At 69.6% G+C, this 12695-nt stretch carries 15 protein-coding genes; 6 read left to right on the plus strand and 9 right to left on the minus strand.

Annotated elements, in window-relative coordinates; all coding sequences use genetic code 11:
- Nucleotides 1-20: 20 nt before the first annotated feature.
- Nucleotides 21-1034, plus strand: a complete 1014-nt coding sequence (locus SMIR_RS01315) for a DUF2510 domain-containing protein (RefSeq protein WP_168498086.1) — start codon at nucleotides 21-23, stop codon at nucleotides 1032-1034.
- Nucleotides 1035-1189: 155 nt separating this feature from the next.
- Here SMIR_RS01315 and SMIR_RS01320 read toward each other — a convergent pair whose 3' ends face one another.
- Entirely contained in the window at nucleotides 1190-1804 is a 615-nt protein-coding gene (locus tag SMIR_RS01320) for a TetR/AcrR family transcriptional regulator (protein ID WP_054236092.1), read from the minus strand.
- Nucleotides 1805-2079: 275 nt separating this feature from the next.
- Here SMIR_RS01320 and SMIR_RS01325 point away from each other — a divergent pair, with 275 nt between their 5' ends.
- The gene (locus SMIR_RS01325) at nucleotides 2080-2976 is read left to right on the plus strand and encodes a phosphatase PAP2 family protein (protein WP_212726328.1); all 897 of its coding nucleotides are present in this window, start codon (nucleotides 2080-2082) and stop codon (nucleotides 2974-2976) included.
- Nucleotides 2973-3932 (plus strand): DMT family transporter, encoded by a 960-nt coding sequence (locus SMIR_RS01330; protein ID WP_212726329.1) that lies wholly within the window; start codon nucleotides 2973-2975, stop codon nucleotides 3930-3932. Before SMIR_RS01325 ends, SMIR_RS01330 begins: the two co-directional genes overlap by 4 nt.
- A 103-nt stretch (nucleotides 3933-4035) precedes the next feature.
- Here SMIR_RS01330 and SMIR_RS01335 read toward each other — a convergent pair whose 3' ends face one another.
- The 8 genes from SMIR_RS01335 to SMIR_RS01370 all read right to left on the minus strand — a co-directional run bounded on the left by SMIR_RS01335 (nucleotide 4036) and on the right by SMIR_RS01370 (nucleotide 11019).
- Entirely contained in the window at nucleotides 4036-4881 is an 846-nt protein-coding gene (locus SMIR_RS01335; protein WP_168498082.1) for an LURP-one-related family protein, read from the minus strand.
- A 52-nt stretch (nucleotides 4882-4933) separates the two neighbouring features.
- Nucleotides 4934-6985: a phosphocholine-specific phospholipase C gene (locus tag SMIR_RS01340; RefSeq protein WP_168498080.1), complete on the minus strand. Its 2052-nt coding sequence runs from the start codon at nucleotides 6983-6985 to the stop codon at nucleotides 4934-4936.
- A gap of 259 nt (nucleotides 6986-7244) precedes the next feature.
- Nucleotides 7245-7661, minus strand: coding sequence for a hypothetical protein (locus SMIR_RS01345; RefSeq protein ID WP_168501462.1), 417 nt, complete (start codon nucleotides 7659-7661; stop codon nucleotides 7245-7247).
- Nucleotides 7662-7663: 2 nt separating this feature from the next.
- Nucleotides 7664-7864 carry a hypothetical protein gene (locus SMIR_RS01350; protein WP_168486636.1) on the minus strand — a complete coding sequence of 67 codons (201 nt, stop codon included), beginning with the start codon at nucleotides 7862-7864 and terminating at the stop codon, nucleotides 7664-7666.
- Nucleotides 7861-8295 carry an ATP-binding protein gene (locus SMIR_RS01355; protein ID WP_248003277.1) on the minus strand — a complete coding sequence of 145 codons (435 nt, stop codon included), beginning with the start codon at nucleotides 8293-8295 and terminating at the stop codon, nucleotides 7861-7863. Before SMIR_RS01355 ends, SMIR_RS01350 begins: the two co-directional genes overlap by 4 nt.
- Before the next feature lie 636 nt (nucleotides 8296-8931).
- Nucleotides 8932-9711 carry an anti-sigma factor gene (locus SMIR_RS01360; protein ID WP_168498078.1) on the minus strand — a complete coding sequence of 260 codons (780 nt, stop codon included), beginning with the start codon at nucleotides 9709-9711 and terminating at the stop codon, nucleotides 8932-8934.
- Nucleotides 9712-9736: 25 nt separating this feature from the next.
- Entirely contained in the window at nucleotides 9737-10339 is a 603-nt protein-coding gene (locus tag SMIR_RS01365; RefSeq protein WP_168498077.1) for a sigma-70 family RNA polymerase sigma factor, read from the minus strand.
- Nucleotides 10340-10860: 521 nt separating this feature from the next.
- Nucleotides 10861-11019 (minus strand): hypothetical protein, encoded by a 159-nt coding sequence (locus SMIR_RS01370; RefSeq protein ID WP_212728507.1) that lies wholly within the window; start codon nucleotides 11017-11019, stop codon nucleotides 10861-10863.
- Here SMIR_RS01370 and SMIR_RS01375 point away from each other — a divergent pair.
- From SMIR_RS01375 to SMIR_RS01385, 3 genes are read left to right on the plus strand one after another with little or no spacing between them, the layout of a single operon-like run.
- Nucleotides 11009-11254: a plastocyanin/azurin family copper-binding protein gene (locus tag SMIR_RS01375; RefSeq protein ID WP_249938313.1), complete on the plus strand. Its 246-nt coding sequence runs from the start codon at nucleotides 11009-11011 to the stop codon at nucleotides 11252-11254. The genes SMIR_RS01370 and SMIR_RS01375 overlap by 11 nt on opposite strands.
- Nucleotides 11251-12252, plus strand: a complete 1002-nt coding sequence (locus tag SMIR_RS01380; protein WP_168498073.1) for a metallophosphoesterase family protein — start codon at nucleotides 11251-11253, stop codon at nucleotides 12250-12252. Before SMIR_RS01375 ends, SMIR_RS01380 begins: the two co-directional genes overlap by 4 nt.
- A complete protein-coding gene (locus SMIR_RS01385; RefSeq protein ID WP_168498071.1) occupies nucleotides 12249-12689 on the plus strand; it encodes a hypothetical protein in 441 nt (146 codons plus the stop codon). Before SMIR_RS01380 ends, SMIR_RS01385 begins: the two co-directional genes overlap by 4 nt.
- Nucleotides 12690-12695: the final 6 nt, after the last annotated feature.

Below are 12695 nucleotides of genomic sequence, written 5' to 3' on the forward strand. Positions count from 1 at the left end.
ACGGCTCATACGGTGGGTCCATGACGCAGGTGACTCCTCCCGGTTGGTATCCCGACCCGGGGCAGACAAGTGACAGTCCCGCCACCGAACGCTGGTGGGACGGCAAGACATGGACGGACCAGACCCGCCCCGTCGGGTCCGCCGCCGCATGGGGTCCCCCGACGCACCCGCCGGCCGCCGGACCGTATCCGGCGCTCGCTCCGGGCGCCCCGCGACGCGGACTGCGCACCGGCATAGCCGTCGCCGCCGCGATCGCGGTCCTCGCGGGCATCGGGGGCGGGGTGTACGCCCTGACCAAGAGCGACGGCAACGGCGGGAACAGCGCCACTTCCCAGGCCTCCGGCGGGCAGAACGGCGGCCAGGGCGGATTCGGCGGTCAGGGCGGCGGCAACGGGGGCCTCGAGGGCGGACCGGGCGGCGGCTCCGGGGGCTCCGGAGGCTCGGGCGGTTCCGGGGGCCAGACCCCGGCACCGGGCCAGTCCGGGCAGCCGCAGCTCGAGGACGGCTACGCCACCGATCTGATCAGCGGCATCAGCATGCCCGTGCCCGACAACTGGACCGGCGGGAGCACCACGACGGGTGCCGTGCTGTCGACCAAGGACACCTACAAGTGCCCCGGCGACACCTCGCAGGACTGCCAGCGGGGCGGCGCGTACTCGGCAACCGCCGCAGCACAGAAACTGAAGTCCACCACGGCGGAGGCGGCGGCCAAGGAGGACATCTCCAAGAACGCCACCGAGTCGTACGGCAAGGGCTACGGCACGATCACCTCGCACACGGAGCTCGCCTCCAAGGCGGTCACCGTGGCCGGCGAGAAGGGCTACCTCGTCCGCTGGAAGGTCGTCACCAGCAAGGGTGACGACGGCTACGTCGAGTCGCTCGTCTTCCCGTCCCCCGCCGACTCCAAGTCGCTGATCGTCGTCCGCTTCGGCATCGACGTCAGCTCCAAGGCGCCCCAGGAGTCCGTGATCGACGACATCACCAAGGGGATCAAGGTGGCGTCCGGAGTGAGCGGCAACGGGCAGAACGTCTAGCCCGTAAGTCCAGCCCCGGACATGGATCGGCCGGGTGGGGTGCCCCTCCGCTCAAGAGGAACCCCACCCGGCCGGGGGGTGCGCGCCGCCCCCGTCCCCACGGTGCGGCGCGAGCAGGCCGACGTCCGGTCATCCCGCGGACGGCGACCTGAGTCTCAGGTCAGGCCGAGGGCCGGAATCACGACGGCCTCGACGAATTGTGTGAGATACGCCGCATCGGCGTTCCGCCCTTCCAGCACGGGGCGAACCCGCACCACACCGAACAGCTGCGCCGGGATGAACTCCAGCGCCGGGTGGTCCGCGGCGACCTCGCCCCGGGCGACCCCGCGGGCCAGGATCTCCTTGACCGCGCCGATCTCGGGTTCGACGAGCGCGTCGCGCAGCGCCTCCTGCAGTTCCTTGTCCTGGAACACGGCGTGGCCGAGCGCCTGGTGCAGCTGGCTGTCGCGGCCCGACCAGTTCCCCGCGGCCTGCGCCATCGCGCGCAGGTCCCCGGCGAGCGTGCCGGTGTCGATGCCCGAGAAGCGCGGACAACTGTTGGCGCGCAGGGCGGCGGCCACGAACTGCGGCTTCGTCTTCCACTGGCGATAGAGCGTGGACTTGCTGCACCGGGTGCTCGCGGCCACGCCCTCCATGGTGAGCGAGTCATAGCCGCACTCGCGGATCTGCTCGAGCACGGCGTCGTAGAACTCCTGCTCACGCTCGGGCGTGATCTTGGAGCGGCGCGAGGCGACGACCGTCTCCGGTCCGTCCGCGGCCTGCGACGTCATGGCTCATCTCCTCGCTCGTGTGGGTGGCTCGCCTGGTGTTCCGCTTCACACAGTGTATATCGATACGCCACTGTACCGGTACGCATCCGTATCGGTACAGTGGCGTATCGGTACACCTTCGTATCGGTACACTTCCGTATCGGTACAGTTCCGTATCGATGAGCCTTGGACAGGACCCACTCCGCTGTCGAGTGAATCTCGAGTGATCGAGTGGATTCTGTCCTGGGCTCACCGCGCACCACCCCAAGCAACACCGTCAGCAAAGGGGCCGGGGGATGGAATCCCGAACCGAGCCTGCGGAAGCAGAACCAGAGCCGGCCGCGGCGATACGGCGGCCGTCGCCGCACAGCACCGCGGCACGGCCGCCTCTCGTACGTGAGCTCCTGCTCGTCGCAGGGCTCTTCGTCGTCTACAAGGTCGGCCGGCAGCTGGCCGACGGCCACACCGCCGAGGCCTTCCGCAACGCGAACCGCGTGTGGGACTGGGAGCGGACGCTCCACCTGCCGGGCGAAGGCTCCGTACAGGGCGCGCTGCTGCACAGCGACGCCCTGGTGCACCTCGCGAACACCTACTACGCGACCGTGCACTTCCCGGCCACCGTGGCCTTCCTGGTCTGGATGTACCTGCGGCGCCCGGTCCACTACGTGTGGGCCCGCCGAGTCCTGGCCGCGGTCACCGCCGCCGCCCTGGCTCTGCACCTCACCTTCCCGCTCGCCCCGCCCCGGCTGCTGGCCGCCGCGGGCCTGGTGGACACCGGACAGGTGTACGGGCCCACCGTGTACGGAGCGCACCCGGCGACCGACGAGATGGCGAACCAGTTCGCGGCGATGCCCTCGCTGCACTTCGGCTGGGCCCTGATGGTGGCGATCGGCCTGATCGCCGCGACCCGCTCCCGCCTGCGCTGGCTGTGGCTGCTGCATCCGCTGCTCACCCTGCTGGTGATCGTCGGTACGGCGAACCACTACTGGCTCGACGCGATCGTGGCGACCGCGCTGCTCGGCATCGCGCTGGCCGTGATCCGTCTGCCGCGCGGGACCGGGGCGGCCGAGGCGCACGGCCTCGTCGCCGCCGAAGCGTCCGAGGAAGCCGACGGAGAAGCCGGGAATTCCGGCGGGGCCGGCGGTGCTGGCGAAAAGGAATCCGTACCGGAGCTCGTGGGGGCAAGACGATGAACGCCACACTCGCCGCCGTGGTCCTCTCGCTCTTCTCGGCCGTGGCGTACGCCGCCGCGGCAGTGGCCCAGGAGCGGCTGGCCTCCCGGACCACCGACTCGGGCATGCTGCGGCTGCTGGGCAGCGGGGCATGGTGGTGGACCGTCGTACTGAACGCCTCCGCCGCGCTGCTGCACGTCGCCGCGCTGAAGTACGGCACGCTCACGCTCGTACAGCCGCTCGGCGCGCTCACGCTGGTGGCCGCGGTGCCGCTCGGCGCACGGGTCGCCGGACGGCGGGTCAGCGCGGTCGAGTGGCGCGGTACCGCGCTCACCCTGATCGGACTGTCCGCGCTGCTGGTCACGGCGTCCGGGCCCGCGCCCGACGATGTGCTGAGTGTGCCGCAGGCGCTGGGCGTGGCCGCCACGACGGCCGCCCTGATCGGCATCCTGTCTCGGCCCGGCGCCCGGCCGGGGCTGCGGCACGCGACCGCCTCCGGGTTCGCCTCGGGTGTCGCCTCCGCGCTCACGCAGACGGTGACCGTGGCCGTGACGGACCGCTCCGGCCCGCTGCTCAGCGCCCAGGTGATCGTGGTGGCCCTGCTCGTCGCCGCCTTCGCGGCGGGCGGACTGCTCCTGTCGCAGACCGCCTACCGGGGTGGTCTCGGCGCCCCGCTCGCCGTCGTGACGCTCGCCAACCCGGTCGCCGCCGCGGCGATAGGCCTCTTCCTGCTCGGGGAGCAGTTGCAGGGCGGCCCGGCCGGCCTGTTGCTCGCGGCCGTGGGCGCGGGCGTGGCGTCGTGGGGTGTGGTGACGCTGTCCCGCTCGGTGCCGGAGCCGGCGCTGCCCGAACCTCTGGTGGGCACCGCGGACGAGCACCCCGTCGCGGCGGTACTGGCGCTGGAGCCAGGATCGGCGGCGTACGAACCCTCGTTGCTGCCGAAGCAGCCCGACTCGGGTCAGCTGACGCCCCTGTAGGACTCCTGGAGTCCTACAGGAGGACTCCAGGAAAACGCACGACAAGGAAGAAGGGTGGCCGCGGAGAGTTCCGCGGCCACCCTTCTTCTTGTCGTGCGACGGTTCAGCCCAGCCCGCGGGCGTCCTGCTTGAGCGCCGTGTCGACGGTGAGCGCCGTCGCGACGACGAGGCTCAGCAGGGGCTCGGGAAGCTGGTAGTGGATCTGGAGGACGTAGTTGTCCGCCGTGGTGAACATCGTCTTGGCGAGGCCTTCCCAGGTCTTGGTGATCCGGGCGACCTCGTTGTCCGTGTGGTCGACGATGGCGAAGTTCCAGGCGCGCCAGTTCTCCGCCTTGATCGCGCCGACCTGCTGGCCGTTGACGTTGATCGCGAAGTTGATCTTCCCGATCATGTTCTGCTGCACGATCTCGCCGACGGGCTGCCCGTCCGGACGCTCCACGACCACCCGCGACTTGATGAACTTCGCGGGACGCGTGAGCCGCAGCACCGGCTGCCCGTAGGCGTCACGGATCTCCAGCTTGTGCGTCATGTACTGGTCGAGGCTGGAGACGAAGCGGAGCGCCTTCTTCAGACCGCTCTGGCCGACCTCGACGACCGCGCCGAGCAGGTTGCCCTGCTGGTCCATGACCTTGTACTCGTTGGTCAGCTCGATCAGCTTGGCCTTCTGGTTCACCACCAGGACCGGCTCGGTGAACAGGGTGCCACCACCGGCACCACCACCCGCGACACCCGCCTGCTGCCGCACCTGCTTCTGCACGCGAGGGTCGGGACCGGCCGACGGCTGTCCGTACGGCTGCTGGGCCTGCTGCGGAACCGACGGCCCCGCCGGGGCCGCCTGGTCCGCATTGGTGTGCTCGGTCCACTGCGAGCCGTCCCAGTAACGCAACGTCTGGGGCGCCCCGTGCGGATCCGGGTACCAACCTGCAGGTGTGTTCGAATGCGTGGTCACCGGGGCACACTACCGTGAGTTGGCCGGAATTTGACCAGAGGCGAGATATCCATCAGAAGGTGAGGATCGCCGGGTCACTCACGCCCGCGTGACCGTTCTCGACATGTCCGGCGAACCGCCGCAAGAACCCCGCGTCCGCCGCGGACACGACGGTCAGGTCGTACCAGCGACGGCTCGCCCGCAGGTCCACCGTGTGCCGCACGGTCGCGCCCGCCCGCACCTTGAACGAACTCGGCCGCCCTCCGTAGCCGTTGGTGAGCTTGAGCTCGGCCGTGCCGGACCCCTTGTTGGTGAAGGTCAGTTCCAGGTTCCCGTCGACGTGGCGCGCGGTGACCTCGGGTCCCGCGGACTTGCCGGGGCCCTTGAAGACGCGCAGGAAGCCGTTGGGGCCGTGCACCGTCAGGTCGTACGAGCCGCTGGAGTACGCCGAGTTCCAGGTGTCGGAGACGGCCTTCCCGGCCTCGGTGGTGTACGTCCAGGGGCCGTCGGTGCGGTTGCCGGAGGTGACGAAGAAAGCGGCGCCGGCCTTGGCACCCGAACCGAAGGCGAGCGTGAACTTCCCGGCCGCCGCGTCCGCCGAACCGTCCACGAGGGGCGCGTACTTGAGCGGGCGGGCCGGGCGCGAGCCGCGCTCCTGCCGGGGCAGGACAGGGTTCGCGGGCGGGGTCGGCACATAGTCGGGATGCCGGTCGTGGTCCGGCGGCTGGTAGCCGTCGGTGTCCGGCAGCGCGACCGGCTTGGTGTCCTTGCACGAGAAGTCGAAGGCGGCGGTGAGGTCGCCGCTGATCGCGCGCCGCCAGGGCGAGATGTTGGGCTCGTGCACGCCGAAGCGGCGCTCCATGAACCGGATGATCGAGGTGTGGTCGAGGGTCTCGGAGCAGACGAAACCGCCCTTGCTCCAGGGCGAGACGACAAGCATCGGCACCCGCTGGCCGAGTCCGTACGGTCCGGCGGCACGGCTCGCGTCGCCCTTGTAGAGGTCCGGGCCGACGTCGACCGTGGACTTGCCCTGCGCGGGCGACTGCGGCGCGAACGGCGGCACGAGGTGGTCGAAGAAGCCGTCGTTCTCGTCGTAGGTGATGAACAGGGCCGTCTTCGCCCACACCTCGGGGTCGGAGGTCAGCGCGTCCAGGACCTGGGCGATGTACCAGGCGCCGTAGTTCGCGGGCCAGTTGGGGTGCTCGGTGAACGCCTCGGGTGCGACGATCCAGGAGATCTTGGGCAGCTTCCTGCCCTTGACGTCGGCCTTCAGCTGGTCGAAGAAGCCCTCGCCCTTGCGGGCGTCGGTGCCGGTGCGGGCCTTGTCGTAGAGCGGATCGCCGGGCTTCGCATTGCGGTACTGGTTGAAGTAGAGCAGCGAGTTGTCGCCGTAGTTGCCGCGGTAGGCGTCCGGGATCCAGCCCCAGGAGCCGTTCGCGTCGAGGCCGTCACCGACGTCCTGGTAGATCTTCCAGGAGACCCCGGCCGCCTCCAGTCGCTCCGGATACGTCGTCCAGTCGTAGCCCACCTCGTCGTTGCCGAGGACCGGGCCGCCGCCCTTGCCGTCGTTGCCCGTGTAGCCCGTCCACATGTAGTAGCGGTTCGGGTCGGTGGAGCCGATGAACGAGCAGTGGTACGCGTCGCAGATGGTGAACGCGTCGGCGAGCGCGTAGTGGAACGGTATGTCCTCGCGTGTCAGGTACGCCATCGTGGTCGACGATTTGGCGGGCACCCACTTGTCGTACTTGCCCGCGTTGAACGCGGTGTGCCCGTCGCTCCAGCCGTGCGGGAGGTCCTGGATGAACTGCAGGCCCAGGTTGTCGGCGGTGGGCCGGAAGGGCAGCACCTCCTTGGTGCCGTCCGACTGGTGCCAGACCGACTTGCCGCTGGGCAGCGTGGACGGGCGGGGGTCACCGAAACCGCGGACGCCTCTGAGCGAGCCGAAGTAGTGGTCGAAGGACCGGTTCTCCTGCATCAGCACGACGATGTGCTCGACGTCGTCGATCGTGCCGGACCCGTGGTGCGCGGGCAGCGCGGCGGCGCGCTCGATGCTGTTCGACAGCGCGGTGAACGCCGCGGTGCCACCGGCGAGTTGGAGGAATCGGCGTCGGTTCACTTGAGGCATGACTGGGTGACCTCTTGTCCTGACGTGGTGCTGTGGATGGGACCTGCGCGGGGGGAGTGTTCCAAGAGGAACGAATGTCGGGGAAGACCCCGTGGCGGTGGTGTGTCGCACAGGAGTCTGCGATGCGAACACCAGCGTGCGTGACCCGGCAGGGCTCTTCACCGACGGATGCCCGGCACTCGTCGTCGCAGAAGGAATCCACAGGAGGTCGCCGGGCAGCCCGGCCTCAGAAGGGAATTCGTCGTACTTCGAGGTCGCCTCAGGTGCCGGGACGCCCGGCGGCCGTCCACGCGGCGTACTCCTGGCGGACGTAGGGGCGGCGGCTGGGGTCGAGCGTGATCGCGTCGGGGTGGTGCGGGCCGGCCACCAGGCCGGGATGGCGTCGGTCGTGCAGCACGAGTTCTTCGGCGGTTTGTGCGGCGGCGCCGACCGGGCCGGGGCCGGGGTCGTCCAGGGCCATCCGGTCCATAAGAGCAGCCCTACGCAGCAGCCAGACCCGTTCTGCAGCCGTCGCATCGACCGGCGGGCCGGAGACGGGCCGGACTTGACGGCCGTCGCGTTCGGCCCCGAGGGCGAGCACCTGGTGCATCTCGCGGCGCAGTTCGGGGGCGTTGGAGTACGCCTGGTGCGGACGCGGCGCGTCGATGACCTCGGCGGTATCCGGGGTGACCCCCACGCTCACACCTCCGCCGGTACGCCGAGGCCGCAGCGTTTGCAGAGCACCGTGTCTTGGTCGGGGTCGCCGTGGCCGAGGGCCGACAGGTTTGCCGGGGAGGGCACGAGCACCTGCGCCGGGCCCAGGCAGCCGTCCACGGGGCACGGCCTGTGGGTCGCGAAGGCCCACGCGGTGGGGCCATCGGGTGATCCGGGGCCGGTCATGCCGAGCACTCCAGGCAGGCGCGGACTTCGCGTCCGCCGCGCGTCTGGTGGACCTCGGTCGACTGTGCGAGGTACTGGACGATGCCGGTGCCGCGGCCGTGTTCGTCCGGGGCGATGTCGGGGCGAAGGTGCTCCACGGCCGTTCCGGAGTCACTGACCACTATGTGCAAAGTGCCGTGGTCGAGGACGAGCAGCAGGGTCATGCGCTCGCGTCCGTACTGGGCGGCATTGGCGGCGAGTTCGTCGACGATGAGAACGGCGGAGTCCCGTTCGCTCGCGGGAACACTCCAGGTCTCCAGCAGATCGGCCGCGAAGTGACGAACGGCGGAGACGTGCGCCTCCTGCGCGGGCAGGGTGAGCAGCGCCTGCCGGCCGCAGTGCCGGGTGAGCGGCGGGCTCGGGCAGGGGGAATCGGTTACAAACATGGTCATCTGGCTCTTCTGTGGATGTACGGAGACCGGAAAGTGGGGGACCGCCAATGACTTCGAGGGGCGGTCGCTATGCCGGATCCTGCATGGGAGCGCTCATTCAGTTCCACGGGCGACGCGTGCCGAACGGTTCGAGTTATTCGCGCCTTTTGCCCAACTTCTTGTGGGTCAGGTCAATGCCGGTGCCGGGCTGGGCTCACTCGCCTCCGTCCCGGGCTGCACAGACTTCGCAAGAGAGGGAGAGTCGAGAACGCCGGCCGTCTGTGAACCCCGTACATCCGCTTGCGCGAGGGGACGGGGAACACCTCGGCCAGGTCCTTCTGAGGCCCAGGGCGCCGTCACCGGCCACTCGGAGGGGGCGTGCACGCCCTGTCGGCGCGCTCACGCATCAGGTGCGGCTGAGGACCGGCCCGTTTCGCGGGAGCCGACGGTGAGGCATCAGTCCGTGACCATAGAGGCCGATGTCGGCCTCCGGGGCCACCGCGGGCATCCGCCGGGCGCCCTTGTCGGACGCTCTCGATCTCGCCGATCCCGGAGGCGTACGGCGTGATGGCGTCGGTCGACGACAGCGCCCGCGAGCTCGCCTTTGCGGCCGATGCCACGAGCACTGGCCTCCTCGATGACCGGGCTCCCCGCCCCTCACGCTTGCATCGTGACCAGCTTCTGACCGTTGCCTGCGACGATCTCGAAGTGCTCGATGGCTCCCGGAGACATGGCAACCGCCCCTGGGATCGTGGTGCCGGGAGGGTACTCGCCTGCCCGCCAGGTGGCGCCGTCCGCCCTGGCCCCGCCGGGCCCGACCGCCTGCAGCCGGCAGGTGATTCCGGCGGGCGCCCCCTTGGCGGAGACCTGCAGGACACTGCCCCAGGCAGAGGGTGAGACCTTCACCGAGGCGGTTACGCCGGTGGCGGCATCGCTTCCGGAGAAGGTACGCCAGGCAGTAGGCGCGGTCGGCCCAGGCCGTGTCGCCTGACTGCCCACCGATCCGACAGCCGCCAGCCATGTGCCGCCGACCGCTGCCGCGATGAACGTCAGGGAGGCGGCGGCGCCGGCCAGTTGCAGACGCCAGGTCCTGCGGCGCCGCGCCGCGGCCTGCTGGAGCAGCCTCTCCAGCACACCCGCCTGCGGCACCGCAGGCACGGTGGGCCCCGCAGGCGAGGAACCCTGGGCGCTCTCGGCTGCCCGCGCCACCAGCCGGTCGACCAGGTCCTCACCGGCCGCCGGCACCGCCTGGCCCGCAGCTTCGGCTGCGGTCACCGTCGCCAGCAGCACGGGCAGTCCCACCAGTTGGGCGTGTTCCGCCCGGCACTCGGCGCATTCCGCGAGGTGGGCGCGCGCTTGTTCCATTTCCGCCGGGGACAGCGTGCCCAGGACGTATCCTCCCAGCACCAGCCTGAGGCCGTCGTGCTCCGCGCTCATGGTCGCCACCTCCTGCATGCCACGGTCATGGCTCGATGCCCCGTTCCAGCAGCGCCAGCCGCAGGGCGTGCAGGGCGTAGTACGTTCGCGACTTCACGGTGCCCAGCGGGACGCCCAGCACCCGGGCGGCCTCCGCCATGGTCCGGCCCCGGTAGTAGGTCTCCAGCAGGACCGCGCGATGGTCCGGGGACAGCGTCCGGATGGCATCGGCCACCGCCCAGCTCTGCAGTGCCTGCTCGATCTCGTCCTCGCCCGGTGCCTGCTCGGCGACTCGCTCCAGCGCCTCGCCGCCGGCCTCGGCCGGTCTGGCCTTCCGGGCCCGGTGGGCGTCGATGACCAGGTGCCGGGCCACGGTGCACAGCCATGCCCGGGCCGGGCCGCGTGCCGGGTCGAACGCGGAGGGATGCTGCCACGCTCGCAGCAGCGTCTCCTGCACGACATCCTCCGCCCATTGCCAGTCTCCTGAGGTCAGTCGCAACACGTAATGGAACAGGGGGCCTGCGTGCTCCGCGTACAGAGTGCGCAACAGTTCCTCGTCTGCGGTCGAAAGGGTCCCTTTACCAGAGACACGGTGCGCGGAGTCATCCGGATCGGTCCTTTGATCACGTTTTCGGGAACTCCAGGGCATAAGACGATCATCGCGCATATGTATTGCTTTGTCGTGTAACGCACGGCGTGGTGCCGGTGACACTCCGTGAGCGCCGGAGGCGGCACGCCCCTGCCGGGTCCGACGGCACCACCAGGACCACGCGAGCGGAGCGCCCGGGGCCGGCTGATCTACGAAGATCACCAAGAAGCATCATAAAAAGTGCATATCTACCGAACCGAGCGCCCCCGCCGCCCGTGGAACCGGACAAGAGCCGATTTACGCGGCACTCCTCCTCCATCCGTCAAGGGCGCGCGACCGTGACACGGCATCCACCACACATCACTGCGATGGCGTGCGCTCAGCCGGCACATTCCCCCATCTCTGCCTGATCAGCGAGGAACGAACACCATGCACCTGAACTTTCGTACACCAAGTCGGCGATCACGCGCCGCGGCCGGGCTGGCCGTCGCCACCGCCTGCGCGTTGGGGCTCCTCAGCGCATGCGGCCAGTCGTCGCATTCCTCGTCCACCGGAACCGGCGCCATCACACCCGGAGCAGGTCAGCACCAGACGGCCGGGATGCCCGGTGCCGCCGGACCGGGGAACACGGCGAGCTCCGCTCCCGGCACCTCGCCGATGCCCAGCATGAGCATGCCCATGAGCCCCCCGAGCACGGGCGCGGCTGCCGCGCCGGTGGCCGGGGACGCCGTGACGATCAAGAACTTCACATTCGCCCCGGCCACACTCAAGGTCAAAGTGGGCACGACGGTGACCTGGACCAATCAGGACACCGACGCCCACACGGTCACCAGCACGGGATCGGGCGGCCCGTTGCATTCGGCAGCCCTGAACACCCACGCAACCTTCAGCTACACGTTCACCAAGCCCGGCACATATGCCTACCTCTGCACCATCCATCCGTTCATGACAGCCACCGTGGAGGTGACCCGATGACCGGCTACTACGACAGTCACGACAGTGCACCGGCCGGCGATACCGAGCAGCCCGCCGCGGAGCACGGTATGTCCCGGCGCCAGCTCATCCGCCACGCGGGGTGGTTCGGCGGCGCCGTGGTGCTGACCGTGGCCAGTGGAGAGGTGATCAGCCACATCGCCGACTCCCGGGAGACCAACTCCATGGCCGCCGCCGGCGCCACCGCGGCGGCGAACGGCTCGCTGCGGTTCGTACAGGTCTCCGACAGCCATATCGGGTTCCAGGGCCCGGCGAACACGGACGTGGTCGGCTCATTCACCGAAGCGATCAACCAGGTCAACTCGCTCGGATTCAGACCCGACTTCGTCATGCACAGCGGCGACCTGACCCACCTGTCCACGGCCGGCCAGTTCGACCAGGTCAAGCAGATGCTGACCGGTATGCAGACAGACCGTGTCTTCACCGTACCGGGCGAGCACGACTCCATCGGCGATGCAGGCCGCGCCTACCGGAAGACCTTCGGCATGGGCACGCTCGGCGATGGCTGGTACAGCTTCGACACCCACGGCGTGCACTTCATCGCCCTGGTCAACACCCTGAGCCTGGAGAAGCTCGGCCATCTCGGCAACGACCAGATCGACTTCGTCCGCAAGGACATCGCCGGACTGTCGTCGGACACCCCCATCGTGGTCTTCAGCCACATCCCGCTGTTCGCCATGTACCCGAAGTGGGGCTGGAGCACCGATGACGCCCTCAAGGTCATCGCCCTCCTGCGCCGCTTCTCCTCCGTCACCTGTCTCAACGGGCACGTCCACCAGCTGTTTACCAAGACAGACGGCAACATCACCTTCCACTCCGCCACCACCACCGCCTACCCCCTGCCCAAACCGGGCCGTGGCCCCGCCCCCACTCCGCAGGTCGTCCCCGCCCGGCAGCTCAAGGACGCACTCGGCATCCGCACCGTCGGCTACCGCCAAGGCGACCGCGAACTGGCCATCAAGGATCAGAGGCTGGCATGAACACCCAAAGACTCCTTGCCCCCACCCTGCGATCGGCGAGCGCCGCCGCCCTCGCCGCCGGCGGATACATACACGCCCAGCTCTACGTCGACGGGTACCGCTTCATCCACATCATCGGTCCGCTGTTCCTGCTCCAGGCCGGCGCCTCCTTCGCCCTCGCCGCCCTGCTGCTGATGGGGACACCACCCCTGCTCCTGAGGGCCGCCGCAGCCGGTGTCACGCTCGGCGCCCTCGCCGGCTTCGCCGCCTCACGCACCGTGGGCGTCTTCGGATTCACCGAACACGGCCTGCAGCCTGCCCCACAAGCCCTCCTCAGCCTCCTCGCCGAAACCGGCACGCTGCTGCTCCTCTCGATCTGGCAGGTGACCGTGACAAGACAACACCGCGCTGCCCGAACACCCGTCAGGACACCCATCCGGGAGCGGGCCACCAACTGAACCACC

It is taken from the genome of Streptomyces mirabilis, assembly GCF_018310535.1.
Taxonomy (GTDB): Bacteria; Actinomycetota; Actinomycetes; order Streptomycetales; family Streptomycetaceae; genus Streptomyces.